This is a genomic window from Vibrio tarriae, assembly GCF_002216685.1.
Classification (GTDB): Bacteria; Pseudomonadota; Gammaproteobacteria; order Enterobacterales; family Vibrionaceae; genus Vibrio; species Vibrio tarriae.
This window is the reverse complement of sequence record NZ_CP022352.1, coordinates 388,174-413,104: the sequence shown is the minus strand read 5'-3', so window position 1 is coordinate 413,104 and position 24,931 is coordinate 388,174. Positions and strand designations below refer to the sequence as shown.

The window sequence follows — 24,931 nt, the reverse complement described above, 5'->3', positions numbered from 1 at the left end:
AGCCCGTTTTTACGGGCTTAGGCCAATACCACCAGCTTGAGCAGTAAGAAACTCCCCATCCCCACGACGGTCGTCAGCAGGACATTTTTGCTTAACCAAGCCAGCACACCGGAAAGTAGTGCGGCGAGAAGATAGGGGTTGTGCCACTCTAACCACAAGGTTTTTTCTGGCATAAACACAATCGGCGCCCAAATCGCGGTGAGTACTGCAGGCCCCGAGTAGCTAAGTAAGCGTTGCAACGTGGGGCTCAAACGCAGGGGTAGCTTAGGTTCAAGAAACAGATAACGGCTGAGAAATACCAGTGCCGTCATCGCGAATATCGAAAGCATGATCATGGGTGAGCTCCTAATAAACGTTCAGTACCGTAGCCGGCGAGCATGGCGCCAATACTGGCGAACATTAGGCTGCCTTCAATCCCCATCACGGTGAGTAATACTGATAACACCAAGGCGGTCAGTACCGAAATCAGCACAGGCCAGCTTTTGATATTCGGGATCACAATCGCGATGAAAGTGGCGGCGACCGCGAATTCCAATCCCCACTGATTGAGATCGGGCAGATAGCTGCCTGCGACAATGCCGACCAAGCTGGCTAAATTCCAAATCAGATAAAAACTCAGCCCTGCGCCTAACGCATACCAGCGATTAAACTGCTTATCGGACTGCGCGCCGCAAATCGCAAACAGCTCATCGGTGAGCAAAAAGCCCAGTGTCAGCCGCCAGCGCAAGGGTAATGGGCTGATTTTGCTGCGCATTGATACGCTGTACAGAAAATGGCGTGAGGTAATAAAAAAAGTGGCTATCAACAAACTCAGTAACCCCGCCCCCGTTTTAAACATGCCGATAGCGACTAACTGTGCCGCTCCTGCAAACAAGATTGCAGACAAGGCTTGGCTCTCGATGACCGATAACCCCGCTTCAATCGCAAACGAGCCGGCCAGTAAACCCCAAGGTAATACCACAATGCTCAACGGCAGCATAGCGACTGTGCCCTGCCAAAACAGCCGGGTGGGGGTGGGTGAATCATCAATGGTTAACACTTGGCTATTCATACTCTTTCCAATTTATAGAAGAAAACCTTATACCCTTCCTACCTGAAACTCCAAGAGATTTGGGTATCGTCAGGGTTATCAGAACACAGGGATAAGCCGATAAGCTTGGATAATCTTGCGCGGTAGCGTTCAGGTGACGAGTGCTAATTATCTAAGGTCTTGCGTACTGTTTTGGGGTGATGCCGAGCGCTTTTTTAAAGTGGCGATGCAGATGGCTTTGATCGTGAAAGCCACACTCTTGCGCGGTTTCCGAGATACTTACGCCTTGCTTTAACAGGGTTTTCGCGAGGCGCAAGCGGGCTTGGATTTGATAAGCGTGGGGTGGTAAACCAAACTGCTTTTGAAAGGTACGCACCAGATGAAAAGGACTTAATCCCGCCAGTTGTGCCAGTTCTTCGAGTGAAACATCGGCCTGCGGAAAGTCATCCAGAAACTCTTTAACCAGCAACAATGGCCGCAGTGCAGATAGCGGTTGATCGGTTTTTGGCGCAGTGCGGCCGTGGCGCGTCATCAACTTGACTAAGCTGGCGTAAATTAGGGTTTCACGTAGCAAGCGGTTAGTCGATTTTTCAAGGGTTTCAAACACTAAGCGCAGTTGGCTCGCAAGCTCGGGGTCATACACCACCGCTTGTGGAAAATAAGGCGCTCCGGTATTGGCGCCAATCTCTTTGGCAACCGTGGCAAACTGCTCGGGCAGCGGGTACATGGCTTTATACGCCCAACCACCTTCGACGGCGGAGTGTCCGGTGTGCACTTCATCGGCGTTGACCAAAATAATGCTGTCTTGCGGCGCAATATGATTGCCGCCGGTGCGGTAGAAAGATTGTGCACCGCGCTCAATCACTCCCACGGTATAGCCTTCATGGCTGTGGCGAGAAAAATTCTGCGTTTCGTATTGCGCATCGAGCAGCTCTAGGCCGCCAAACTCTTCGGCAATCTGAAATTTTGCTTGTTCTTTAATTTTGCCTGCTGAGTCGCCCATCACGCTTCCTTGTGCTTTTCCCTAATGAGTCTACTGCAAAGTGCAGGAAAGTTTTTGTACAAAATTGCGCTTCTGTACTAATCGAAATCCGCACTATTTTATCTCTGGCTAGAAATGAGTTTATTTGGATTATCTTTCATATGGAAATGGCGGTATGTCTCCTATAAAATCCGCCGCTTTCCAGCTTTAACAAGATTTTCAACATGATTGATGTTTCGGTATTACCAGTTTATCTCACCGCGGTATTGGCGCTGTTGCTGATCCCAGGGCCAGATATGCTGCTGATTGCGAGCTCTAGTATGAGCTACGGACGCCGAGTCGGTTTGTTTGCCAGCTTGGGCAATGCCACATCAGGGATGATTTTAACCTTACTCGCAGCGCTTGGGGTTTCCGCGCTGATTGCTATGAACCCGTTGGCGCTCAATGTGCTGCATTTGTTGGGTGGAGCATACCTGCTCAAAATGGCGTGGGATTGCCTACGCGCCGATGCGGCGCAAGCGCCCACCTTGGATGAGGCACAAGCGGTAGCAAAAACCTTTTACCAACGGGCTTTAGTGAGTAATTTGCTGAACCCCAAAGCCTTGGTGTTCTTTGTGCTGTTTTTGCCGCAGTTTGTTTCAACCAATATCGCGGCGAGCTCCGCCGAACAGATGTTCGCGCTAGGTATGGTGCTGAATGTGTGCGGCTTGCTGTTTAATCTGCTGCTGGTGGCTTTGATTGGCGTGTTTGGTCACTCGCTGGTCGACAATCAGCGTTTTCGCACTTACCAGCACAAAGTGATGGGCGCGGTGTTTTTGCTGCTGGCGCTCTGGATGCTCAGCGATTTTGTGTGATATCGCCAAAAAAGTGAAAAGCCACAGACCGCATCTGTGGCTTTTTTGTCAGAACGACCAACATTGGCGGATCAGCGAATCGCGTCCAACAGTTTATCGGCGAGCTTTCTGAGTAAGCCCTTTTCCGGCCGAGTGTGGGCAAACGAGCGTAAACCATAAATGCCCATCACCAAATATTCGGTGAGCAGCACGCAGTCACTGTCTGGGTTTATCTCGCCGCGCTGCTGTGCTTCTTGTAATTGCGCAAGCATGCCTTGTTTCCAAGTACCCACTGTGGCGCGGATCAGCGTTTCGACTTCTTCATCCTGACAAGAGAGTTCATTGAGCGCTTTTTGCAGCAAGCAATCTTTGATCTCATCGCGTTCACACTCATCCACCACCATCGCCATGTACTGCTCTAGTCCCGCTAAGATGGTGGGATGTGCGGCGAAAATCGCATTAAATTCCGAGACGCGTTGTTTGGTGTATTGCTCAAGGGCGGCAATCAGCAAACCGCGCTTATTTTCAAACGCGCAGTAAATCGAGCCGGGGTGTAAACCGGTCACGCGTTTTAAATCTTGCATGCTGGTTTTGTTGAATCCTTTGGACATAAATTCATCCATCGCGGATCTCAACACCTGCTCTCGGTCAAATTCAGCTACTCGCACAACACACTCTCTTCATCGAACATGGCGCGATTCTAGCGCTAAACCGAGTCGATGACAAAGTATCTTGAACGTTCATTCAAAAAAGTTCTTGAACGATTGTTCAAGAATGATCTAGCATAAGCGCAACAGACAACCACAGGACAACTCAAATGACCGATATTCTTTTTCAGCCATACGCGCTCAATGATGTGATTACTTTAAACAACCGAATTGCGATGGCGCCACTGACGCGCTGCATGACTGATGATGATTTGGTGCCGACCGATGCCATGGTGGCGTATTACGCACGCCGTGCCGATGCTGGGCTGATCATTTCCGAAGCCACGATTATTCGCCCCGACGGGCAAGGCTACCCGAATACTCCTGGGCTGTTTACACAGGCACAAATTGCTGGTTGGAAGAAAGTGACAGAAGCGGTGCATGCCAATGGCGGTAAGATTTTCGCTCAGCTATGGCATACCGGACGCGTGGCGCACCCTGCCTTTTTTGCGGGCGAATATGTTTTAGCGCCTTCAGCTCTCGGTGTTGAAGGCAGCGTGCCACGTCGCCGTGAATTGCAGTACACAGTACCGAAAGCGGCGAGCCAAGCGGAGATCAAGCAACTGGTGGCCGATTACGCACAAGCAGCGGAAAATGCACGCTTGGCAGGTTTTGATGGCGTCGAGATTCATGGCGCGAACGGCTATCTCATTGACCAGTTCCTGCATTTTGATTCGAACCAACGCAGCGATGAGTACGGCGAAACGCCGGCCAATATGGCGCGTTTTGCTTTGGAAGTGGTGGATGCCGTGATCGCACGTATTGGTGCAGAGCGCACTGCGCTGCGTGTGTCTCCGGGGGCGTATTTCAACATCAAAGCGGACCCGCGTGATCGTGAAGTGTTTGATTACCTATTGCCGGAGCTGGAAAAACGCAATTTGGCCTATCTGCATGAAGGGATGTTTGATGACAGTGTGACCTTTGATTTCTTAGGTGGCCGAGTGTCGACTTACTTGCGTCAGCACTACTCAAAAACGCTGATGGGTGTAGGCGGTTTTAGCGCAGAAACGGGTGCCACTGCGATTGAAAATAATGAGTTTGATCTGCTCGCGATTGGTCGTCCATTTATCGCTAACCCAGATTACATCGCCCGTGTTCAACAGGGTGAAGAGCTAAAAGCGTACCAAGATTCGATGTTAACGGAGCTTTATTAACTCGGTGTTTTACCTTTATTGATAAAATCAGCCCCATTATTGGGGCTGATTTTTTTAGGTTTACAGTGCGGATGTTTAAACCAAAGCCGCGGAAACAAGGCCAATCACGCCACCAAACACGCCGCCCCAAATCACTAGCCAGCCAAGGTGTTCTTTAATCATCTTCTGCACGATTTCTTTGACCAATTGCGGGGTCAGTTCATTTAAGCGCTGATCGATGATGCCTTCGATATTGGCTTTAATCTCATCCAGCATCGCTGGGGATTCCAGTTGCCCCTTTAGGGCTTCACGTACCGACTCGCTCTGGCTGATCTCAACAATCGCATCTTGCATCTTCTCCACAAAGGGTTGTTTCAATGGCTCAAGCGCTTGCGCACCACCAAACATCGCCAACATGCCACCGAATGAGGATTGGCTAATCACTTCAACCAGAGAATCAAACGTCGGGTTGAAATCGACTTTGGCGATCACCGGTTGCAGATCGAGGTTCAGCGCGCCATTCATCTCTTTATTGAGGAAACGGTCGATATTGGCATCGGTAAAAAACTGCTCCATCATCAGATTTTTGATGGCGGCTTTGAAATCTTCAAAACGTGCGGGAATCACGCCGGAGCCATACAGTCCTGGCACTTTTTCAAACAGCATATGGATGGCGAGCCAGTTGGTGATCGCGCCGGAAAAGGCAAACAGCCCCGCGTAAAAGGCATAGTGGTTAGGCAGGAAATAGCCGACACCCATCAGGGCCAGCGCCACTACATTGGTAATAAGGCTTTTATTCATGGTGTTCTCTTCGTTACTCAAAGTCTCACCTTGGCATAACGGCCAAGCGCTTCTTGGTTGATGCATGGAAAAAGTAGCGAAATTCTAAGTCAAAAGCCCTGAAAGAGGAAAGCCAGCGAATGGTCGCGGGCTTATTCTGTGCTGATTCGAGTTACGCCAGTATGGCTTCTTCCGCTTCGTCTTCATCACAACCGATAAAGCCACCGGTTTGATGCGCCCACAAGTGAGCATAAATGCCGTTTTGCGCAATCAACTCTTGGTGCGAGCCTTGCTCAACAATTTGGCCTTTATCGAGCACGATCAGGCGATCCATCGCGGCGATGGTCGAAAGACGATGCGCAATCGCAATCACGGTTTTGCCTTGCATCAGCTCATTGAGGCTCTCTTGGATCGCCGCTTCCACTTCGGAATCGAGCGCGGAAGTCGCTTCATCGAGCACCAACAAAGGCGCATCTTTGAGCAGAACGCGAGAGATCGCAACCCGCTGGCGTTGCCCGCCGGAGAGTTTGACGCCACGTTCACCGACCTGTGCATCATAACCGCTGTTGCCATGTGGATCGGTTAAACCGAGGATGAACTCATGAGCGTGGGCTTGCGCTGTGGCTTTCAACAGCTGCTCCTCGGTGGCGTTCGGATTGCCGTACAAAATGTTGTCGCGAATGGAGCGGTGCAGCAGTGACGTATCTTGTGTCACCATGCCGATTTTGCTGCGCAGCGATTCTTGGGTCACTTCCGAAATGGGTTGACCATCAATGAGAATGCGGCCGCTTTCCACATCATGAAAACGCAGTAACAGGTTCACCAAGGTCGATTTACCGGCTCCCGAACGCCCCACTAAACCGACTTTTTCACCCGGTTTGATGTTGAGGTTGAGATGATTGATCACGCCTTTGTTTTCACCGTAGTGGAAGCTCACATCATCAAACGTAATGCCACCATGCTTAACCACCAAGGGTTTCGCGTCAGGTTTGTCGGTGACTGTGATGGGTTTGCCCAGCATGGTCATGCCATCCACAACGGTACCGATGTTTTCAAACAGGGCGCTGACTTCCCACATGATCCATTTAGACATGCCGTTGATACGCAAGGATAAACTGACCGCAACCGCAATGGCACCGACGCTGATGGCGCTAGTGGTCCAGAGATAAATCGACAGGGCAGCAATGGTAAACACCAACAAGTAGTTGGCCATTTCAACCCAAATATTAAAACCGGTCACCAAACGCATTTGGCGATGTACGGTGCCCAGAAAATCTTGCATGCCTTCTTCGGCGTATTGCGTTTCACGTTGGCTATGTGAAAACAGCTTTACGGTCATGATGTTGGTGTAGCTATCGACGATACGGCCACTCATCAGTGAACGGGCATCGGCTTGTTCGGAAGAGACCTTTTTCAGCTTAGGCACGTAATACATTTGCACCGTAACGTAAATCGCTAGCCAAATCAGCATCGGGATCATTAAGCGCCAATCGGCCTGTGCCAAAATCACCACAATCGCGGTGAAATAGACCATCACATACACAAACACATCGAGGCTTTTCATCACGGTTTCACGTACCGCGAGCGCCGTTTGCATCACTTTGGTTGAGATGCGCCCTGCAAATTCGTCTTGATAAAACGACACGCTTTGCTTGAGCAGATAGCGATGAGCCAACCAACGGATCGACATCGGGTAATTACCGAGGAGTGTTTGATGGATCAGCAACGAATAGAGGGCGATGAGCATCGGCATACCAATCAGTACCAGTAAACCTAGTCCAATCAGTGTGCTTTGATTCTCCGCCAAAAAGGTTTCTGGGTGGCTAGTGGAAAGCCAATCCACCAGTTTTCCCATAAAACCAAACAGGGAAACTTCAATGATCGCGATTGAAGTGCTGAGTAACGCCATCACCATCAGCGGTTTTTCAAAGCCACGAGTGTAGTGACGACAGAATGCCCACAAAGTATTGGGTGGGCGTTGGGGTTCACCTTTGGGAAACGGTTCGGTGAAACCTTCAAATAGCTTAAACATGAACAAGATCCTTGCTGTGATAGGGCGGCAGTGAGGGAGAGAGCACGCGTGCGAGCGTCCGCCAAAATGTGATTTTCTGTTAAAACGGAAGCAGTATAACGTTATCCATTGGTGACTTGAAGTTATACCCTTGCGACCTGCAACGCCAAGTCATTTGCGTATAGACCTTCCGAGTCGAAGCTGCCACTCCAAGTTGTTTGCTTACAGGCGAGTGAGCTAATTCGTTTGGCGTGGTATTTCTAAGCGAATCCAGCCGATGTAATCCATAACGCCAGCAAATTTGACTGTGATGAACCATTTTTTCAGTAAAAAGATAAAATTTATCGATTGAAATTCATCAAAATCAGCAAATCTTTAGTTAACATTCTGTTTACACTTTTGGGGTGAAATCGGTGATGAGTGCCTATTATGAATGTTCATCTACAACCCAATATGTTGATTCCGCGCTCTGCTGCGCAAACGGCTCGCGCTGTCGTTATGGTGCCGCCAAAAGAGTTCGGCTTTAATGGGCAAACTGCGCAAGATAATGCGTTTCAAAACCCGCTGGCACTCAGCGCTGAAACCATTTTGCAGCGCGCTATGGCCGAATTTAACGCCATGGTAAACGGTCTTCGCCAAGCGGGCGTTGACGTTGTGATATTTGATTACCCCCTAGGCCAAGGTGAAACACCGGATGCGGTGTTCCCGAATAACTGGTTCAGTACCACTGACGCGGGCGAGCTGTTTTTGTTTCCGATGGCGTGCGCCAACCGCCGTTTGGAAGTGCGCCCTGAAGCTTTGATTGATACCTTACAAAAGCAAGGCTTTGCTGTGAAAAAACAGCACTCTTTACTGGCGTTTACTGAGCAGCAAGCGTTTTTGGAAAGCACCGGCGTGATGGTAATGGATCACCCTAATCGCACCATTTATGCGGGGCTTTCACAGCGCTGTGATCGTGAAGTGTTGGAAGTGTATGCCGAACAGATCGGCTATTCGCGCGTGGTTTCGTTCCAAACTCGATTGCCCTCTGGCTCGCCGATTTATCACACCAATGTGATGATGGCGATAGGCGAGCATTTCTGCGTGATTTGCGATGAAGCTATCCCCGAATATGAGCGCCGATTTGTCGTAAAGTCTCTCGCTAAAGATAAACAGGTAATTTCGATTTCGATTGAGCAGATGAACCGCTTTTGCGGCAATATCCTGCAACTCGAAACCGCTGACGGCCAGAAAGTGATTGCAATGTCGCAATCGGCTTATGAGGCTTTTACTCCCGCTCAACTTAACCAACTTGCCACCCACGGTAAGTTACTGCCATTTTCTGTGCCTACCATAGAAACCATTGGTGGCGGCAGTGTGCGCTGTATGTTGGCTGAGTTGTTCTTGCCAAAACAAGCGTAAGGTGAATCAGCAAAACAAAGGGAGATGAGGTGATCTTCCTTTGCTTTACATATAGCTACCTATACCCAAACAACTTGGAGTTGCAGGTAGGCGGCAAGTAAGTGAATCCCCATGAGCATAGGCAAGCTATGTGATTGGGGTGAACGAGCGTAGCCAACACCGCTGCAGCTTCAAGTAGGAAGGGTATATCTACAACTCCAAGTTGTTTGGATCTTGAAATACTGAGTATTCTTAAATGCGCTTGTGATAAAGTCCACGCCTGCGATAATTCGCCCCATATTGTTTTTTGAATATTCAGGTACTCAACCCATGTCATTTTCCTCTCTCGCGTTAAGCGCTGATCTAATCCAAGCTCTGCCTAAAGCGATCACCCAACCCACCGCCATTCAAACTTTGGTGATCCCAGCCATGTTAACGGGCAAAGATGTGTTGGCGTTGGCGAATACGGGAAGTGGAAAAACCTTGGCTTACGGTCTGCCTCTGCTTGAACGTTTAAAAACTAGCCCTGAGCAGCAAGCCTTAGTGTTGGTACCCACGCGTGAATTAGCCATGCAGGTGAGCGAAGTGCTCACTCACGTTGGTACAGCATTAGGGCTGAACACGCTCTGCTTGTGCGGTGGGGTAAATAAGACTGAGCAGCAAAATGCGCTGGCTGAGAACCCGAATATTCTGGTGGCAACCACGGGACGTTTGTTCGATTTAACCCAAAGTGGATTGAGCTTGAACCGCGTAACGACGCTGGTGTTAGACGAAGCCGATCGTCTGCTCGACATGGGCTTTTGGCCGCAAGTGCAAGCGTTAGCCAGTCAAACCGCCGGTGTGCGCCAAACCGTGATGTGTTCTGCGACCTTCTCTGATGATTTGAAACTCAAAGCGCAGCAATTGATGCATGCGCCAACCCAAGTCTCTGCTAACCCTGAGAACAGCATTAACCAAGCGGTGCAAGAAACGCTGTATTTGGTGAATAAGGGGAGTAAAACGCAAGCCTTGGTAGCCCTTTTAAAGCAGCACCAATGGCCGCAAGTGCTGGTGTTTATCGGCGCAAAAGAGAATGCCGATAGTTTGACCAAAAAACTCAACAAAGCGGGTATAGTGGCAACTGCGCTGCATGGTGATAAAAGCCAATCGGAACGTGAAGCGGCACTGGCAGAATTTAAAAACGGCTCAACCCAAGTATTGATTGCCACCGATCTGCTCGCTCGCGGCATTCATATTGAGCAGCTTCCCGTTGTGATCAACTTTGAATTGCCGATGTACGCAGAAACGTACGTGCACCGTGTAGGCCGCACCGCCAGAGCGGGGCAGCAAGGCATTGCGCTCTCGTTAGTGTGTCACGGAGAAATGGATGCACTGAATGCCATTCGCACCCTAACCCAACGTGATTTACCCATACAGAATCTGGATGGTTTTCCAGTGACCGATCAGCCATCAACAGGTGAAAGCAAACGTGCTCCGCGTGATAAACAGGCCAACCGCCGCACGCAAAATAAAAAGAGCGTTAAGCAGTTTCAAGGTAAGTCAAAACCATCCGTGCCTCGAGCTAAGTAAGCTATTTGTGGCTGGAACCATAAGATGACATTTGGGGTAATTCTCATCTATTTTATCGAGGAAAGTGCCACTCGGAGCATGATAGTGTTTACGTAGCTCTTGCTGCTCGAGCGATTCGATTTTACTCCAATGGGCGCCTGAGTGGTCATTGCGGCTTTGCAGTTCATCGAGCTCAACCCTTAACTTCTCTTCTTTCTCTTGTAGCGCGTAATACTGATCTTCTTCATCGTCGCCGTATTGGTCCATGCAGGCTTCTAAGTGTTCATTTGTCACCCCGAGTACAGACTTAAATCCATTGCTGTAACACAGCTCATATTGACTCTCATCACCTTTCATACACTTCTCAAGTACCTTTAATGATGGTGCCTTCTGGTTTGCCAATGCAGGCGGCCATATCGGTAAAAGCCCCTTCATCTTTCATCCAAGCGATCTGAGTATTGATGCTCAGTTCGATCTCTTTATCCGTCATTTTAATAGCATGAGTTGGATAGCCAGAGTAAGCGTTGAAACTACCAACAGCGTGCGCGAAAGCATAGATAAAGCAGCAAGATCACAGGTATGAGATTGGCATGGTGAATGAAAGTATGTTGAGTATGAAGATCATCTTGTAATTTCAGCTGCAGTACTGGATGTCCCTCTTTTTTGATTCGCTGAGATAGAGTTGGTGTGTTTTAACGAGTTGTGTTCATTAGGCTTTTAAATCGATCTTTGGGCTAATTTTTCCTATCAAGCAAGAACTTGCCTGCTAATGACCTGTGTTCAGGTTTAAACATAGCGAGCTTGCCTACTGTTATGGAATCCTTTAAATAAGAGTCCATCAAATGACAAGGACGATGTGATTATGAAGGCAGTTAGAGTTGGTGACATAGGAACTGATCACGATGGTTTCCCACCCACACCAGTGACTGTAGGCTCACCTAATGTGAAATTTGATGGTATTCCTGCTGCTCGAGTTGGTGATCCATTAGAACCTCACGATAAACCAAAACATCCACCACACGGTCGTGCTATCGCATCTGGTTCTTCTACTGTGTTTATTAATGGGGTAGCGGCTGCAATTACTGGTGGTGCGATAAGTTGCGGTGGTATCACTATTGGTGGTGGTACAGTTAATATTGGTGATGCACCATCGACTGGAAATAGCCTGCCATTAGGTGTAGGAGTGCCGAAGAGGATTACTCAGGTTTTCTTTTCTTATGGTTCAGATAGGCGAATACTCTCGGAAGTATCTCGCCACTATACCGATGTTAATGTACATGCAAAAACAGTTGGTTACCTTTCTGGGGAGGCAGTTTCAATCATATTAACTGGAGTGGTCAACAAAACTGTCATTGGGTATGTTGACGAAAGAGGTGAAGTTTGTATTGCTGATGTTTTGAAAGATAGCCGCTTGGAACTTGAAGGGAAGGTAATGTAATGGGAAATATTACTGCAAGTGCTGGAAACTCTGCGACAACAGTAAATATTAAGCGTCCTCGTTTTTCAGACCTCTGGTCTGCTTATTTAGAAGTTGGTTTCAAACCAGCTCCAGAAGTGTATGAGTTAGTCGGAGGACGAGCCTTTGAACTTTATGAATCTGACAATACAAGTTATGCAAATGCTTGTGCTCTAAGGATGAGCCGCGGTTTCAACTATGGTGGTTTTCTTATTCCTGGTGGAACAATTATTGAAACCTACCCAATATATCGTGTCAGAGGTGCTGACAATAAAGTTTATATACTTCGAGTTAAAGATCTAATTAAGTATATTGAATTTAATTGGGGTAAACCGGAATACGATATGAGTCCTTCTGATATTTCAGCAATTTCTGGAAAAAAAGGATTGATCATTATTGAAGTCAGCGGATGGGGTGATGCGTCTGGGCACGTGACGCTTTGGAATGGTTCATCTACCGGAGATGGAAGTCGCTACCAAGAGTTAGGTTACTACGAACATTATAATGGGGCTGTGAAGCCTAAAAGGGTAATGCTATGGGAACTAAAAAATTAGTTCATTCTCTACTTCTCTCTGTTTTCTTTTTCTCAATAGGGTGTGTTGCATCTGTAAGTGTTTCAAATGAACAAGTACTTGATGCTAGGAATCAGCTAAAAGATTATGCACTGGTGACTTGTTTGATTGCTATTGATCCCAAAAGTACGTTGGCTGAAGACTTGAAATACAGCAAACGGGCTTTCTCTTTTATGGGTAATGGCGGACATATGGTTGTTCAAAACGAAGAGACATTCGATACTGAACACGACCCGTATGCGAAGGCGGCTAGTGTTTTGATCGATGAGGCTGTTCATTTACTCGGTTATATGAAAAATGGCGAAACCTCTAAGAGTTATGGATGTTTTAGAGCCTCTCAATCTAAGAAATTCAATGATTTTATTGTCAGTCAAGATTCTTATATAACTGAAAAATAGTATTAATCTAATTTCACATGATCGGAAAAAATACCGCCGCACGCAGAATAAAAAGAGCGTTAAGCTGTTTCAAGGCAAGGCGAATAAATCAAAATAGAAATCTGAAAGGGGAAGCTACCCCACAGAATATATTTTTGCTTTGTTAGCTTTGTGACCTAAAGCGTTTCGGCGTTGTGCCTGTGTGCTTTTTAAAGGTCAGGGTGAAAGCGCGCTCGGATTCATAGCCCACTTGCTCGGCAATGTCATCAATGGGTAGCAGGGATTCTTGCAGCAATTCCTGCGCTTTTTGCATCCGCAGGTGAGTTAAATACTCAAACATCGGGCGGCCAACCAAGGTGGAAAAACGATTAGCAAAAGCGGCGCGCGACATGCCAATTTGGTTAGCGAGTGATTCGAGTGTCCAACTTTGCTGAGGGTGATTATGCAACAGTTGTAGAGCGCGAGAAATACGTTTGTCGTTCAATGCCTCTAAGAATGGGCTGTTTTGTTCACGGCCAAAGTTAATTCGGATCAGCTCAACCAAAATGATCTCGGTCAGTTTATTCACAATCAACTCAGATCCGGGGCCTTGCGAAAGGTATTCCGCACTTAACTGGTCAAAAGTGCTGCGCAGCCAAGGGTACTTAGTAAAGTCCTTGTCTCGCACTATCGTAACGCGGGGAAACACACTCAATAGTGGTGTAGTCGCCGTGCGTGTGAAGCTGAATGATCCACACAGCAGCAGAGTTGACTCTTCAAAATCGGGTTGTCCTTTAACGGGAGATTGGCTAGAAAGTACATGCTCTTGCCCTGGGCCAAGAAAAATCAAATCCCCCGTTTCTAATCGTTCAACATAGCCATCCACATTTGCCCAGCAAGTACCACGGCGAATCATGTGAAAGCTGGCTTGTTCGGCATCATGAAAGTTTTTTGTCCAAGGTGCTTCAACTTGACTGCAAAAATAGACGCTGCCAGACACCCGTATCGCGCGGAGAATGTCGCTCATCACTTCCATTTGAATCCTCATTATGAATGTACGATCGATGTATTAATTCAAGATTGTCATGCATAGATGGTCCGAATGGCAAGCCCTAAAGTAGCACCATACACAACGCAACGAGGTAACGACTATGGCGAAAATTGAAATATATACCAAAAGCTACTGCCCCTACTGCAAAGCGGCAAAGCAAACTCTGACCGGAATGGGATTGAGTTATCGCGAAATCGAAGTCAGCACTAGTCAGGTTTTGTTTAACGAAATGATTAATCGCAGCCAACGCAAAACCGTACCGCAAATTTTTGTTGGTGGCGTGCATATCGGTGGTCATGACGACCTAATAGCCGCCATAAAGAATGGCCAATTTACGCAAGTGCTAATGAGTCAGACTAACCGATAACGCAGCATTCATAGATAAATTTGTTTTTAGAAGGAATACAAAATGAAAACCCATCATCATGCTCAACATCACCCTGTTTGGGTATCAACGTTAGATAAAGTGGCTGCTAACGCCGTGCGTCTCTCCATTGCTATTGTGTTAGCTTGGATCGGCGCGATGAAATTTACCAGCTATGAAGCCGGAGCGATTGAAGGATTAGTGGCTTCAAGTCCACTGACCAGTTGGCTGTACAGTGTATTCAGTTTGCAAGGCGCATCAAACCTGATTGGTTTGGTTGAGGTGACAACCGCGGTTGCTTTGCTGCTGGCGCCTTATCACCGTACGGTTGCCGTGCTAGGTGCAGCAAGTGCCACTGTTACGTTTGCGGTAACCAGTAGCTTCTTGCTGAGCGCTCCAATTACAGAACCAAGTTTGGGTGGTTTCCCAGCTATCTCCGTTGTACCGGGGCAATTCCTGTTAAAAGATATTGTGTTGCTTTCTGCCGCAGTATCACTGCTTGCCAAAGCGCTGCTGCGTGACGAATAATCACGCTCGCAAATAAAGCACCAATAAAAAATCCGCCTTCTTTTATAGGGCGGATTTTTTATTGGCGTGTTGAGAGAAGAAGGTTGCCATAGCAAGCTTAGCCTCAAAGTGAGCGCTTACACGTAATAAGCTTCAACCGTGCCTTTTAATTGGATCAGCATAGGGTTGCCGTAGCGATCTTTCGCTTTTGGTGATGGAATTTTAATCCAGCCTTCGCTGATGCAGTACTCTTCTACATCGGTACGCTCTTTACCGTTAAAACGAATACCGATTTGGTGCTCAAAGCACTCTTTGATAAAAAATGGGCTGCGTGAATTACCGGATAAGCGATCGGGTAGGGTTGGTTTTGCTGTAGTGTCGTTCATTGTATGTGACCTGACTCGATAAAAGTGCGCCATTGTAGACAGAGCGTGCGTAGGGTTCAAGTATGCCAATATCCCACACCAAGCCTTCCTAATTTAAACAACCGCGAAAAGTGCGTGTCACAAATCGTGATGTTCAACTCGCGGCTTTTATTTAATCTGTCTATGTTTAACGTATCTTTTCATTGAATCATGAGGATAGGTTCATGGGTTTATCTATCGTGCAGCGCATTATCGCTGGCTTCGTATTGATGCTCCTGTTGTTAATCCTATTAGGTGTCATTAGTACTTTGAAAATCCGCGGTATTAACGATGGGTTATCAGAAGTGTCAGATCGAGCCACACCTTTAGTGATGGCGGTTGCGGGCCTTAAGGAAGCGTTACAAGAGAGCAACCGTTGGGTGCTGGAATTTCGCACTAGTGAAGAGGCTGGTGAACTCCCCCAACTGTCGAACAAGTTCAAAGATCAGCAAGCTCGCTTTCGACAATTGAGTCAGCAAATGAACGCATTGACGGATTCAACCGAGAGCCAAAAGCAGTTCCAAGATGTGTTACAGGCCACCAATCAGTTTTATAGCCAAGCGGATCAAGTACTGGCTCAACATAGTGAATGGGTGAATGCGCTGGTGCAACGTCGCAAATTAGAAATTGCCTTTATTCGTTTAGAAGATACCTATCAATGGGCTGCCGATTTGTTATTACAACAGAGCTCGGGTCAACGTTCGATGCGTAACAAAGCCGAGTTGATCACGTCAGGAATTGCCCGCGATTTAAAAAAATATTCGCCGAGCGGATGCCAAGACAGATTTAAATGAACTGGAAAAAGTACTCAGTAAAGACATCGAAATGGCACGAAAACGGCTCGATCGTGTATTCGTTCCTGACGATGTAAAAGCGCGCTACATCGCAAACCTCAACCGCCTACAAGAGCTCGCTTTGGGTCAAAATGGTTTGCTGGCAACCATGCGTAAAGCGCAGCAGTTGGAAAATGCTCTGCTCATTCAAAACCAACAGGTCGATGCCAGTCTTGCCAATAGCTTAGCGAAACTGGATGACATGGCGAAATATGCCGGCTCAATTGCTCAGCAAAGTCGTGTGCTGGCGGATGCTGCGGTGAGCAGTGCGAATTTCTGGATTATGGCGGTCTCGGCGATTTCCGCTGCTGTTGCCTTAGTGATTGGTTACACCACTGCGCGCAGTATTCAAAAGCCGTTGCAAAAAATTAATCACGAGCTGGCTTATATGGCCAGAGGCGATATGACTCGGCGCATTAACTACCCAACTCGTTGCGAGTTTGGTGCGCTTTCTCGCTCAATTGATATTCTGGCGGACAAAACCGGTGAGCTGCTGTCACAAATCAACGCCGGTTCACGCCATCTGGTGAATGAAGCGAGCCGCTCAGCTGAGATCAGTGAACGCGCTATGGCGCGGGTGCAAGAACAAAAGAGCCAAACCGACCAAGTGGCGGCGGCCATTACTGAGCTTGAAGTCAGTGCAACCGAAGTAGCGCGTTCAACCGATGGCGCGAAAGACGAGGTGGATCGCGCGGATGCAGAAGCAAAACAAGGACGTCAAAAGGTCGCCACGACACGTCGTATTACCGAGCAGTTAGCGAGTGATATGGAATCGGCCGTGGGCATTACCCATAAACTGGGCGAGTTTAGTAACAACATTGGCAGTATTTTGGATGTGATCCGCGGTATCGCCGAGCAAACCAATTTGTTGGCACTCAATGCGGCGATTGAGGCCGCGCGTGCCGGAGATGCCGGACGCGGTTTTGCGGTGGTGGCGGATGAAGTTCGTGCTTTGGCTACGCGCACTCAAACCTCGACCGAAGAGATCCAACATATGATTGAGAACTTGCAGGAGTCGAGTAAGCAAGTGGTTGAGGTGATGGGACGCAGCCAAGAGCAGACTCGTGCTTGTGTTGAGCAAACAAGGGAAATGGATTCTGCGCTGCAATCGATCGCTGATCGTATGGGAACGATTAAAGAGATGGCCGATCAAGTTGCCCATGCGGCGCAAGAGCAAATCGTAGTCAGTCAAAGTGTTGCGCACCATGTAACTGGGATTGCAGAAGTTGCCCATGAAACGGAGTGTGAAGCGCGTGAATCGGCCAACAGCAGTGAAGTGTTGGCCGATCTCGCGGCTAAGCAGCAGCAACTCATTGCACACTTTAAGGTCTAGGAGGGCTTATGACGAACAAGTGGATTGGAGCTCTAGGTCTCCTACTATCGGGTCAGTTGATGGCCAGCGAATTGGTGATTGAAAGTTGGCGCGCCGATGATAAGGCGCTGTGGGAGCAAAAAATCATCCCCGCTTTTGAAGCTGCGAATCCTGGCATCAAAGTTAAATTTAACCCAGTGCCGAATGTGAACTATACGCCAACGTTGTGGGAAAACTTAAAAGCTGGAAAAGCGGGAGATTTGATCACTTGCCGCCCGTTTGATGATTCTTTGGCACTTTTCAAAGCTGGACACTTGGCAGAAATCACCGAAATGGCTGGGATGGAAAATTTCCCGAGCTTTGCCCAAGCGCCTTGGCAAACCGATTCTGGGGCACAAACCTTCTGTGTCCCTATGGCTTCAGTGATACATGGTTTTTTCTATAATAAGAAAATTTTCAATGAGTTAGGACTGAGTGTTCCGCAAACCCGTGAACAGTTTTTTACCGTTCTCGATAAAGTGAAAGTGGATGGACGTTATATCCCCTTATCGATGAGTGGTTCTGAAAGCTGGGTCGCATCTGAATTGGGCTATCAAAACATCGGCCCCAATTATTGGAAAGGGGAAGATGGTCGTTTGGCGTTGATTAATGGCCAAGAGCACTTAGGCGATCCACAGTACGTGAAGGTGTTTGAAGAGCTAGCGCGTTGGCGAGACTACTTAGGTGAGGGCGGTGAGCTGAGGGATTATGGCACCAGTAATGAGCTCTTTACCTCGGGTAAAGCCGCACTTTATGTGGCGGGTTCATGGGAAATTGCACCATTTACCGATAAAGTCGATTTTGGGGTTATACGTCCTCCTGTCTCGAAGCAAGGAGATGGCTGCTTCTTTACTGACCATACTGACATCGGTATGGGGATGAACCCGGCTAGCAAAAATCCGCAAGCAGCGATGGCCTTTTTACAATGGTTAACCACACCAGAGTTTGCTGAGTTGTATACCAATTCGCTACCGGGTTTTTTCTCGTTGTCTAACCACTTCTTTGACGTCACCAATCCTGCGGCGCGTGAAATGATGGAGTGGCGCGATCAATGTGACTCAACCATTCGGGTTGCCACTCAAATTCTTTCGCGTGGTCAACCTAAGTTAGGTGATGAGCTTGCCGAAGTGAGCCAAGCGGTATTAGTTGGCAAAATGACACCAACCGCTGCGGCAGAGCGTCTAGAGCAAGGTTTAAAACGCTGGTACGCTCCCCATCAAACTCGTAAAGCGAAAGAGCAAGAGTGTCAATGTGTTGAGCAAGGCTTTATGCCTCCTGCCCCAGCTGTAGTGTCGCCTGTGGCTGCGGCAACGGATAATGCTGAATCAGCGAGACAAGCCGTAATTAATGATGAAGAAAGTCAGTTTTCGGATGCTGTTGAGCTGATATTACCCATCGTTATTCCCAAGCAGGAATAGAGCGTTTGAGCGTGATGGTTATACAATGAAAAACGGCCTGATATCAGGCCGTTTTTCATCGCAAGATGAGGTTATAAACTGAAGCGTTGTACCGTATGTTGCAATTGACTCGCTAGCTGGCTGAGTTCTGCGCAAGATTGCGCAGCGCTAGATGAGCCCTGTGCGACTTGCTTGGCCGACTCGTTGATTCGCTCAATGTTACGGCTTAGCTCTTCGCTTACCGAATCTTGCTCACCACAGGCGCTGGCAATTTGAATCGTCATCTCCGCAATTTGGCTACTTTGGTGACGAATTTGTTCAATCGCTTGTTGTGTTTCTTGGCTTTGCTCTACACAGTGGTTGATCAATTCACGACTGTTGTTGGTGGTTTCACGTGCTTTTTGTGCGCAGGCTTGTAAGTTTTGAATGATCTCAACGATATCGCCTGTGGACTGCTGGGTTTTACCTGCCAGCGAACGTACTTCATCGGCGACCACCGCAAAGCCACGGCCTTGTTCACCCGCACGCGCCGCTTCAATCGCTGCGTTAAGTGCGAGTAGGTTGGTCTGCTCTGCGATGTTACTGATCACATCAACCACCATGTTGATTTGTTGTGCTTGGCTTTCTAGCTCAAGTACACGCTGCTCGGTGTGGCTGATCTCTTGATTCACATGCTGAATTGATTCATTCACAGCGCACATTTGTTGTGAGCCTACATTTGCATATTGGCTGCTGTCACGGGATGCATCCGAAGCCACTTCGGTATTGCGTGCTACTTCTGCTACGGTCGATTTCATCTCGGCCATGGCTGTTGCAATCTGCATCACTTCTTCTTGCTGGATCTGCATGCCTTGTGATGTTTGCTCTGAAACGGCGCTCACTTCATCAACCGCATGAGCCAATTGAGTGGCGCTAGTAATGATCTCTTCGACCATCAGGCGCAAGTTATTTTGCATTTTGCTGCAGGCATCAGCCAGTTCGCCTAATTCGTCATGACCGATGGTTTTGCGATCTAAGCGGTGCGATAAATTACCTTCGGCAATCGCGTTGGCCTGTGTCACCACTTGCATCAGTGGGCGGCAGATTAGGTTGGTTAATAACCAAGTCACCGCACTCATAAAGGCAAGTAAGGCAACAATACTGGTGACAGAAAACTGGCTAATTTTATCGATGAGCTCGGTCAACTCATTGCGGTTATTATCCACGTAAGAGAGGTTGAGTTTCAGCAGTTCATCAATCGCTGATTCCAGCTTTTCAAACGTTGGCAGAGAGCGTTGCAGATCTTGCCGCGCCGTAATCATCTCTTTTCGTTGAATATCGTTATTGTAAGAACCAGGCTGACGTAAATATTCTTGCCATAGATTTTTCACTGGCATGAAGATGCTGCGTTCATGATCGGTCCAAATGCTGTTCTCATATCGACTCAGATCTTGGACAATTTGTTCGTAGCGGTCGTTCATCCAGCGAATGTCGTCCGCGATTTCTGCTTCATCGGTTGATGAGAGAAGGCGGACTTGCGCTCTACGCACTGAGGCCATGTTGTATTTGATACTATTCACCAACATCATCGAAGGTATAGTATCGTTGGTCAGATTGAGTACGTCGCTTTTAATGGTATGAAGGGAATTATAAAGGTAGCTACCAAAAGCAAAGTTGATTAAGGCAATCACACCAAACGCGGCTGCAATTTTTTTGCCTATCGCTAAATTTTTGAAGAAAACCATAAAGATTTTGTGACCTTGTGGTGAAGCGGGTTGGTCACGTCCATATGTTGAATGTGCTATCCAAGTTGCGTTTCACTAGCCAAATTACATAAAGCTGGTGAATGATTTCGCCTGAGTATAACACCAATTCTACTAATGACATGCATTTTTGCGATTGATATCGCATTTTTATGCAAAAAAATGATAAATGACATGAAAATGAGATTTAAACCGTATTTGGCCTGTGTGATATAGCGGGGTTCTAGTCCTATGGCGGTTTCGGATAGACTATTGGGTGTAAGTATCCAACCTAATATCCCCTTCCTACTTGAAGCTGCAGCGGTGTTGGTTACGTTCGTTCACTCCAATCACATAGTCTGTCTATGCTCATGGATATTTACTCACTTGCCGCTTACCGGCAACTCCAAGTAGTTTGGGCATGATTTTTATGAGTGGATAACGAGCTTATTGTTGAAGTTTGGCTTTCGCTTCTTCCACTTTCGCGAAGTCGAGTCCCAGCTCTTCAACGGCTTGTTTGATCAGCGCTGGATTTTGCATCACTTGCGCAAGCAGCATTTGCAATTTGTCTTGGGGAAGTCCCAATTGCGCTAATGTGGCCATGGCGGCAAGCGGGTTTTGGGTCAGAGTTTGAAACAACTCGTTGATCTGCTCGTTACTGATATTGTTTTCTTTCAGCATCGCTAGAATGGGGTTCATTCAATTTCCTCTGTTTTTCTATAGCTCTGTAACGCGAAAGCAACGAGAACGTTGCTTCTGTTGGTGTAAACGGCACGAGACGGTGCCGCTCTAAAGGTCGCCATTGTCGCAGCTTGCTGCTCTCTTCGCTACTTTTAAGCCGATTTTTTCTTCGGTTGATAGTGCAAAATCGACATTGAAACAGGCAGTTGCAACACTTCACCTTCAGCATGACCATGTTGAGCATGGCGCATATTGGTATCGCAAATCAAACGCCAATCCTGCTGCCTATCTTTGGGGAGCACAAAGCGCGCTGGCGCGTTGGTTTGATTAATCAAATACAACATTTCAGGGCCATCACTACCAATGCCGATATGCAAAGCGACCGAGGAGAGGCGATTCCAGTCATCCATTTCCATAGGTTTGCCATCCACCCTACGCCAAGCAATACGGTTATTGTTACGGTTTTCGCCACTAAATGCGCGAATAAAGGGCACCATGTAGGTTTGTCTTGCCGCTACCATTCCGGCAAGCCATTCACGAAAATCTTGTTTGGTTTCGTTGTTTTCCCAGTTTAACCAGCTGATGTCGTTGTCTTGACAGTAAGCGTTATTGTTGCCTTTTTGAGTGTGTGAGAGCACATCGGCGGTGAGAATGTGTGGAATACCGAAAGCAAACAGCAGGCTGGCCATAAAGTTACGTTTCTGCCGCTCACGAGTCGCGCGGATCACGATACTGTCGGTGTCACCTTCAAAACCGTAGTTGTCTGAGCGGTTATCACCATGGCCATCGCGGTTTTGTTCGCCATTCGCTTCGTTGTGTTTGTGTTTATAAGACACTAAATCTTGCAGCGTAAACCCATCGTGATAGGTGATGTAGTTGACGGTCAGTTTGTAAGGCCAGTTAGCCGCGCTGTAGAGGTCGCGTGAACCCATGAGGCGTGTCGCAAACTCCTTCAAAAAGCCTAGGTCGCCACGCCAGAAGCTACGGGTAATATCGCGTAGTTTGTCGTTGGTTTCATTCCAACCAAAAGGAAAGTTACCCACTTGGTAGCCATTGGGGCCAATATCCCAAGGTTCGGCAATCAGCTTCACTTCGCGCAGCACCGGATCTTGTGCAACGGCTTTGAAAAAGGCCGCTTCTTTGCTGAACTCATCACCACGGCGGCCGAGGGTGGCGGCTAAATCGAAACGAAAACCGTCAATCTGATATTCCGTTACCCAACAGCGAAGCGTGTCCATCACCAAATTCAGTGCCGCTTGGTTGGAGAGATCGACCGTGTTGCCACATCCAGTATAGTTGGCGTAGTGATCGCCATGGTGCAGATAGTAGTTTGGATCAAGGGTTTTGAGGTTGAACACCGGTCCATTGGTTCCACCTTCTGCCGTGTGGTTATACACCACATCCAAAATGACTTGGATGCCGTTGCGATGCAGCTCACGGATGGTGGTTTTTAGTTCATTGACGGCGTCTTTACTTGCGTAACGTGGATCGGGGGCCATAAATACATAAGGGTTATAGCCCCAATAATTGACCTTGCCACTTTCCAAGAGATGGGGCTCATGCATACAAGCTGCAATTGGGAGTAGCTGCAGGGTATTAATATTTTGCTGGCGATAAAAATCCAGCATAGGCTGGCTCACCAAACCTAAATATTTGCCACGCAGTGCTTTTTCTACATCCGGATTTAATTGGGTTAACCCTTTGACATGGGTTTCAAATAACACCATTTCATCTCGGGCGATACGCGGCTTAGCCACGTTTTGCCAATCAAAGTGGGTATCTGTGACTACACATTTTGGCAGATCAAAACTTTTATGGCTGTCAAATGGGGGAGCATAATGCAGCGGCCCTTCTAACGCTCGCGCGTAAGGGTCAGAAATATAATGCAATTCATCATTGAGCTGGATTAAATAACCGTATTTCTGCCCAGCATGAATGCCAGAAATATGCGTATGTTTGACCCCTGCATATTCATGTTCAAGCTGATGTGTTTCATAGCTACCGTCAGCATGAAAGAGAGCCAAGAGAATATCTCGATTGGCTGGAGCATAAATCGCAAAGTTACAACCCTCTGCATCGAGTGTTGCTCCTAATGGGAAAGGCGTTGACAGGTTCATTTTCATTTTTAATCGTTTTTTAGCGCACCACGTTATTAAGTAAAAGGCTTTGCTTGTCTTAGGTCAAGCGCGCTGTCACAAATATTTATCTGTAATTTTCTTTCATATTGAACGTGGAAATTGGGCTGAATAGTGATCGTTTAGACACTTTGTATTGGTTTATTTAGAAAGTGGCTAACCTACTCCCCCCAAATAACGTGATCTAAGTTTTAAAAACAACATACTGTAATTTTTCTCATCCTTTCTCCTCCCCCCCAAATAAAAATGGGGTGGAGGAAGTGCCTTTTATCCTCCTCACGTAATCTCACCACAGTTGAAACAACTGGGGACTCGTTCCCATCTTACCTCTCTTTTTATGCTGCCAACTTTCTGCCTTTGGGGGCTCGACAGAAAAGAGGGTCAAGAATCCAAAATAAAAACCCTAAATGGAGTTAACGATGAAAAAAGTAAGTGTAATTGCTGCCGCAGTGGCCGCGACGCTCGCAGCTGGTTCTGCTTTCGCTGTCGATTTCAATGGCTACTTCCGCGCAGGTACTGGAATTAGTGGTAACGGCAATGCGGACATTGCGTTTCAAAAAGCGGGTGTTGGTCGTCTTGGTAACGAAAACGACAACTACTATGAGTTTGGTTTTTCAGAAGAGCTGAAAACCGGTGAACAAACGTGGAAAGTGGAGTCAATGATTGCGCAAGGCAATAACGGCGCAAATGGCTGGGAAGATGGCGATTTTAACGTAGCACAGTTCAACGTTCAGGCTAAAGGTTTACTTGCATCTGATCAGGAAGCGGTGATGTGGGCGGGTAAGCGTTACTACCAACGTAAAGATATTCACATCACGGATTTCTACTTCCTAAACACATCTGGTACTGGTGGTGGTATTGAAAATCTGTCTGTCGGTAATCAAAAACTGTCAGTCGCTTTGGTTCAAGATGGCGATAATACCAATTCTTCCGGTTACATTTTTGATGCTCGCCTAGCGAATATCGGTCTGTGGGAAAACGCGACTCTTGAATTAGCAGTGGCATACAACTTCGCCACTGAGAAAGATGGTAAAACTGAACTGGCTGATGACGGTGTAATGGGTACGGCGATTCTGCATCAAGGTCTGAGCAATGGTTTTAACCAAACTGTATTCCAATACGGTACTGCAGGTTACGGCGCTCAAGTGGCTAATTTCTGGGGGGCGGGTACTTACTATGGTCGCGGCTCTGCAGACAACAATGATGCGAACGGTTTCCGTCTATTGAACTGGGGTGTGATTAACCTTGGTGAAGCGTGGGAAATGGGCCATCAATTGGCTTATCTATCAGGCTCTGACATTGGTACTGCTAAAGCAGATATCGATCAGTACTCAGTAGTTGTTCGTCCAATGTACAAGTGGAACGACACTATGCGCACTGTGTTTGAAGCCGGTTACAACAGCGGTGACAACGACAAAGGCGAAGATTTCGAATACAGCAAGTTCACCGTTGCTCAAGCTTGGGCAATGGGTAACAGCTTCTGGGCTCGTCCTGAACTGCGTGTTTACGGCTCATACCTGACGGATCATGAAGGTACGACTTTTGGTAACAAAGGTGATTCAGATTTCGTGATGGGTATTCAAGTTGAAGCTTGGTGGTAATTAATCCACTGATTTTTAAAATTTATTGTCCATAATTCAAATAGCCGATGCAGATCGGCTATTTTTTTCAAGGCTCATATCACCTCAAAAGTGAAGCG

General features: G+C 47.5%; 24 protein-coding genes and 1 pseudogene. 12 read left to right on the top strand and 13 right to left on the bottom strand.

Annotation, left to right across the window (positions count from 1 at the left end; translation table 11 throughout):
* Positions 1 to 17 precede the first annotated feature (17 nt).
* The 3 genes from CEQ48_RS02435 to CEQ48_RS02425 form a co-directional block, all read right to left on the bottom strand.
* Entirely contained in the window at positions 18 to 335 is a 318-nt protein-coding gene (locus CEQ48_RS02435) for an AzlD domain-containing protein (RefSeq protein WP_000605633.1), read from the bottom strand.
* The gene (locus CEQ48_RS02430; RefSeq protein WP_089070085.1) at positions 332 to 1,051 is read right to left on the bottom strand and encodes an AzlC family ABC transporter permease; all 720 of its coding nucleotides are present in this window, start codon (positions 1,049 to 1,051) and stop codon (positions 332 to 334) included. The genes CEQ48_RS02435 and CEQ48_RS02430 overlap by 4 nt, the downstream gene beginning before the upstream one ends.
* Positions 1,052 to 1,202: 151 nt before the next feature.
* On the bottom strand, positions 1,203 to 2,033 hold the full coding sequence (locus CEQ48_RS02425) for a helix-turn-helix transcriptional regulator (protein ID WP_198301117.1): 831 nt from the start codon (positions 2,031 to 2,033) through the stop codon (positions 1,203 to 1,205).
* 203 nt (positions 2,034 to 2,236) lie between these two features.
* Here CEQ48_RS02425 and CEQ48_RS02420 point away from each other — a divergent pair, with 203 nt between their 5' ends.
* Positions 2,237 to 2,866 carry a LysE family translocator gene (locus CEQ48_RS02420; protein WP_089070083.1) on the top strand — a complete coding sequence of 210 codons (630 nt, stop codon included), beginning with the start codon at positions 2,237 to 2,239 and terminating at the stop codon, positions 2,864 to 2,866.
* A gap of 71 nt (positions 2,867 to 2,937) precedes the next feature.
* Here the strand turns inward: CEQ48_RS02420 and CEQ48_RS02415 are convergent, their stop codons facing one another.
* On the bottom strand, positions 2,938 to 3,513 hold the full coding sequence (locus CEQ48_RS02415; RefSeq protein ID WP_001261552.1) for a TetR/AcrR family transcriptional regulator: 576 nt from the start codon (positions 3,511 to 3,513) through the stop codon (positions 2,938 to 2,940).
* A 149-nt stretch (positions 3,514 to 3,662) separates the two neighbouring features.
* On the opposite strand from CEQ48_RS02415, the gene CEQ48_RS02410 reads away from it, so the two are divergent.
* Complete coding sequence (locus CEQ48_RS02410) at positions 3,663 to 4,706, top strand: alkene reductase (protein WP_089070082.1); 1,044 nt, start codon at positions 3,663 to 3,665, stop codon at positions 4,704 to 4,706.
* A 75-nt stretch (positions 4,707 to 4,781) separates the two neighbouring features.
* On the opposite strand, the gene CEQ48_RS02405 is transcribed toward CEQ48_RS02410, so the two are convergent.
* Both CEQ48_RS02405 and vcaM read right to left on the bottom strand, forming a co-directional pair.
* The gene (locus CEQ48_RS02405) at positions 4,782 to 5,486 is read right to left on the bottom strand and encodes a DUF445 family protein (protein ID WP_055027956.1); all 705 of its coding nucleotides are present in this window, start codon (positions 5,484 to 5,486) and stop codon (positions 4,782 to 4,784) included.
* 151 nt (positions 5,487 to 5,637) lie between these two features.
* Positions 5,638 to 7,497, bottom strand: coding sequence for a multidrug efflux ABC transporter VcaM (gene vcaM, locus CEQ48_RS02400; protein ID WP_089070080.1), 1,860 nt, complete (start codon positions 7,495 to 7,497; stop codon positions 5,638 to 5,640).
* Between the two features lie 408 nt (positions 7,498 to 7,905).
* On the opposite strand from vcaM, the gene ctlX reads away from it, so the two are divergent.
* Together ctlX and CEQ48_RS02390 are read left to right on the top strand one after the other, a co-directional pair.
* The gene (ctlX, locus tag CEQ48_RS02395) at positions 7,906 to 8,877 is read left to right on the top strand and encodes a citrulline utilization hydrolase CtlX (protein WP_198301116.1); all 972 of its coding nucleotides are present in this window, start codon (positions 7,906 to 7,908) and stop codon (positions 8,875 to 8,877) included.
* 243 nt (positions 8,878 to 9,120) lie between these two features.
* Complete coding sequence (locus CEQ48_RS02390) at positions 9,121 to 10,425, top strand: DEAD/DEAH box helicase (RefSeq protein ID WP_089070078.1); 1,305 nt, start codon at positions 9,121 to 9,123, stop codon at positions 10,423 to 10,425.
* Here the strand turns inward: CEQ48_RS02390 and CEQ48_RS20380 are convergent.
* Together CEQ48_RS20380 and CEQ48_RS20455 are read right to left on the bottom strand one after the other, a co-directional pair.
* Positions 10,396 to 10,761, bottom strand: a complete 366-nt coding sequence (locus CEQ48_RS20380) for a hypothetical protein (RefSeq protein WP_232477831.1) — start codon at positions 10,759 to 10,761, stop codon at positions 10,396 to 10,398. The genes CEQ48_RS02390 and CEQ48_RS20380 overlap by 30 nt on opposite strands.
* Positions 10,762 to 10,768: 7 nt before the next feature.
* On the bottom strand, positions 10,769 to 10,894 hold the full coding sequence (locus CEQ48_RS20455; protein WP_258164891.1) for a hypothetical protein: 126 nt from the start codon (positions 10,892 to 10,894) through the stop codon (positions 10,769 to 10,771).
* A 369-nt stretch (positions 10,895 to 11,263) separates the two neighbouring features.
* On the opposite strand from CEQ48_RS20455, the gene CEQ48_RS20375 reads away from it, so the two are divergent.
* Genes CEQ48_RS20375 through CEQ48_RS02370 form a run of 3 tightly spaced genes read left to right on the top strand, consistent with a single transcriptional unit; the run spans position 11,264 to position 12,830 of the window.
* Positions 11,264 to 11,842, top strand: a complete 579-nt coding sequence (locus CEQ48_RS20375) for a type VI secretion system PAAR protein (protein WP_308507407.1) — start codon at positions 11,264 to 11,266, stop codon at positions 11,840 to 11,842.
* Positions 11,842 to 12,414 carry a type VI secretion system amidase effector protein Tae4 gene (locus CEQ48_RS02375; RefSeq protein ID WP_089070077.1) on the top strand — a complete coding sequence of 191 codons (573 nt, stop codon included), beginning with the start codon at positions 11,842 to 11,844 and terminating at the stop codon, positions 12,412 to 12,414. Before CEQ48_RS20375 ends, CEQ48_RS02375 begins: the two co-directional genes overlap by 1 nt.
* Positions 12,396 to 12,830 (top strand): hypothetical protein, encoded by a 435-nt coding sequence (locus tag CEQ48_RS02370; RefSeq protein WP_232477827.1) that lies wholly within the window; start codon positions 12,396 to 12,398, stop codon positions 12,828 to 12,830. The genes CEQ48_RS02375 and CEQ48_RS02370 overlap by 19 nt, the downstream gene beginning before the upstream one ends.
* A gap of 142 nt (positions 12,831 to 12,972) precedes the next feature.
* Here CEQ48_RS02370 and CEQ48_RS02365 read toward each other — a convergent pair whose 3' ends face one another.
* Complete coding sequence (locus CEQ48_RS02365; protein ID WP_089070076.1) at positions 12,973 to 13,824, bottom strand: AraC family transcriptional regulator; 852 nt, start codon at positions 13,822 to 13,824, stop codon at positions 12,973 to 12,975.
* A gap of 115 nt (positions 13,825 to 13,939) precedes the next feature.
* Here CEQ48_RS02365 and grxC point away from each other — a divergent pair, with 115 nt between their 5' ends.
* Together grxC and CEQ48_RS02355 are read left to right on the top strand one after the other, a co-directional pair.
* Positions 13,940 to 14,206, top strand: a complete 267-nt coding sequence (grxC, locus tag CEQ48_RS02360) for a glutaredoxin 3 (RefSeq protein WP_089070075.1) — start codon at positions 13,940 to 13,942, stop codon at positions 14,204 to 14,206.
* A 42-nt stretch (positions 14,207 to 14,248) separates the two neighbouring features.
* Positions 14,249 to 14,731, top strand: coding sequence for a YkgB family protein (locus CEQ48_RS02355; protein ID WP_089070074.1), 483 nt, complete (start codon positions 14,249 to 14,251; stop codon positions 14,729 to 14,731).
* A 116-nt stretch (positions 14,732 to 14,847) separates the two neighbouring features.
* Here the strand turns inward: CEQ48_RS02355 and CEQ48_RS02350 are convergent, their stop codons facing one another.
* A complete protein-coding gene (locus CEQ48_RS02350) occupies positions 14,848 to 15,096 on the bottom strand; it encodes a DUF3297 family protein (RefSeq protein ID WP_001000416.1) in 249 nt (82 codons plus the stop codon).
* Positions 15,097 to 15,299: 203 nt separating this feature from the next.
* On the opposite strand from CEQ48_RS02350, the pseudogene CEQ48_RS02345 reads away from it, so the two are divergent.
* Positions 15,300 to 17,280, top strand: a pseudogene (locus CEQ48_RS02345) (HAMP domain-containing methyl-accepting chemotaxis protein).
* Positions 17,281 to 17,288: 8 nt separating this feature from the next.
* A complete protein-coding gene (locus CEQ48_RS02340; RefSeq protein WP_089070073.1) occupies positions 17,289 to 18,716 on the top strand; it encodes an ABC transporter substrate-binding protein in 1,428 nt (475 codons plus the stop codon).
* Between the two features lie 71 nt (positions 18,717 to 18,787).
* Here the strand turns inward: CEQ48_RS02340 and CEQ48_RS02335 are convergent, their stop codons facing one another.
* The 3 genes from CEQ48_RS02335 to glgX form a co-directional block, all read right to left on the bottom strand.
* Positions 18,788 to 20,419, bottom strand: a complete 1,632-nt coding sequence (locus CEQ48_RS02335; protein ID WP_089070072.1) for a methyl-accepting chemotaxis protein — start codon at positions 20,417 to 20,419, stop codon at positions 18,788 to 18,790.
* A 444-nt stretch (positions 20,420 to 20,863) separates the two neighbouring features.
* Positions 20,864 to 21,115: a DUF2999 family protein gene (locus CEQ48_RS02330; RefSeq protein WP_089070071.1), complete on the bottom strand. Its 252-nt coding sequence runs from the start codon at positions 21,113 to 21,115 to the stop codon at positions 20,864 to 20,866.
* A 134-nt stretch (positions 21,116 to 21,249) separates the two neighbouring features.
* Entirely contained in the window at positions 21,250 to 23,220 is a 1,971-nt protein-coding gene (gene glgX / locus CEQ48_RS02325) for a glycogen debranching protein GlgX (RefSeq protein ID WP_089070070.1), read from the bottom strand.
* Positions 23,221 to 23,651: 431 nt separating this feature from the next.
* On the opposite strand from glgX, the gene lamB reads away from it, so the two are divergent.
* Positions 23,652 to 24,833, top strand: a complete 1,182-nt coding sequence (lamB, locus tag CEQ48_RS02320) for a maltoporin LamB (protein WP_198301115.1) — start codon at positions 23,652 to 23,654, stop codon at positions 24,831 to 24,833.
* The last annotated feature ends 98 nt before the right edge of the window (positions 24,834 to 24,931 follow it).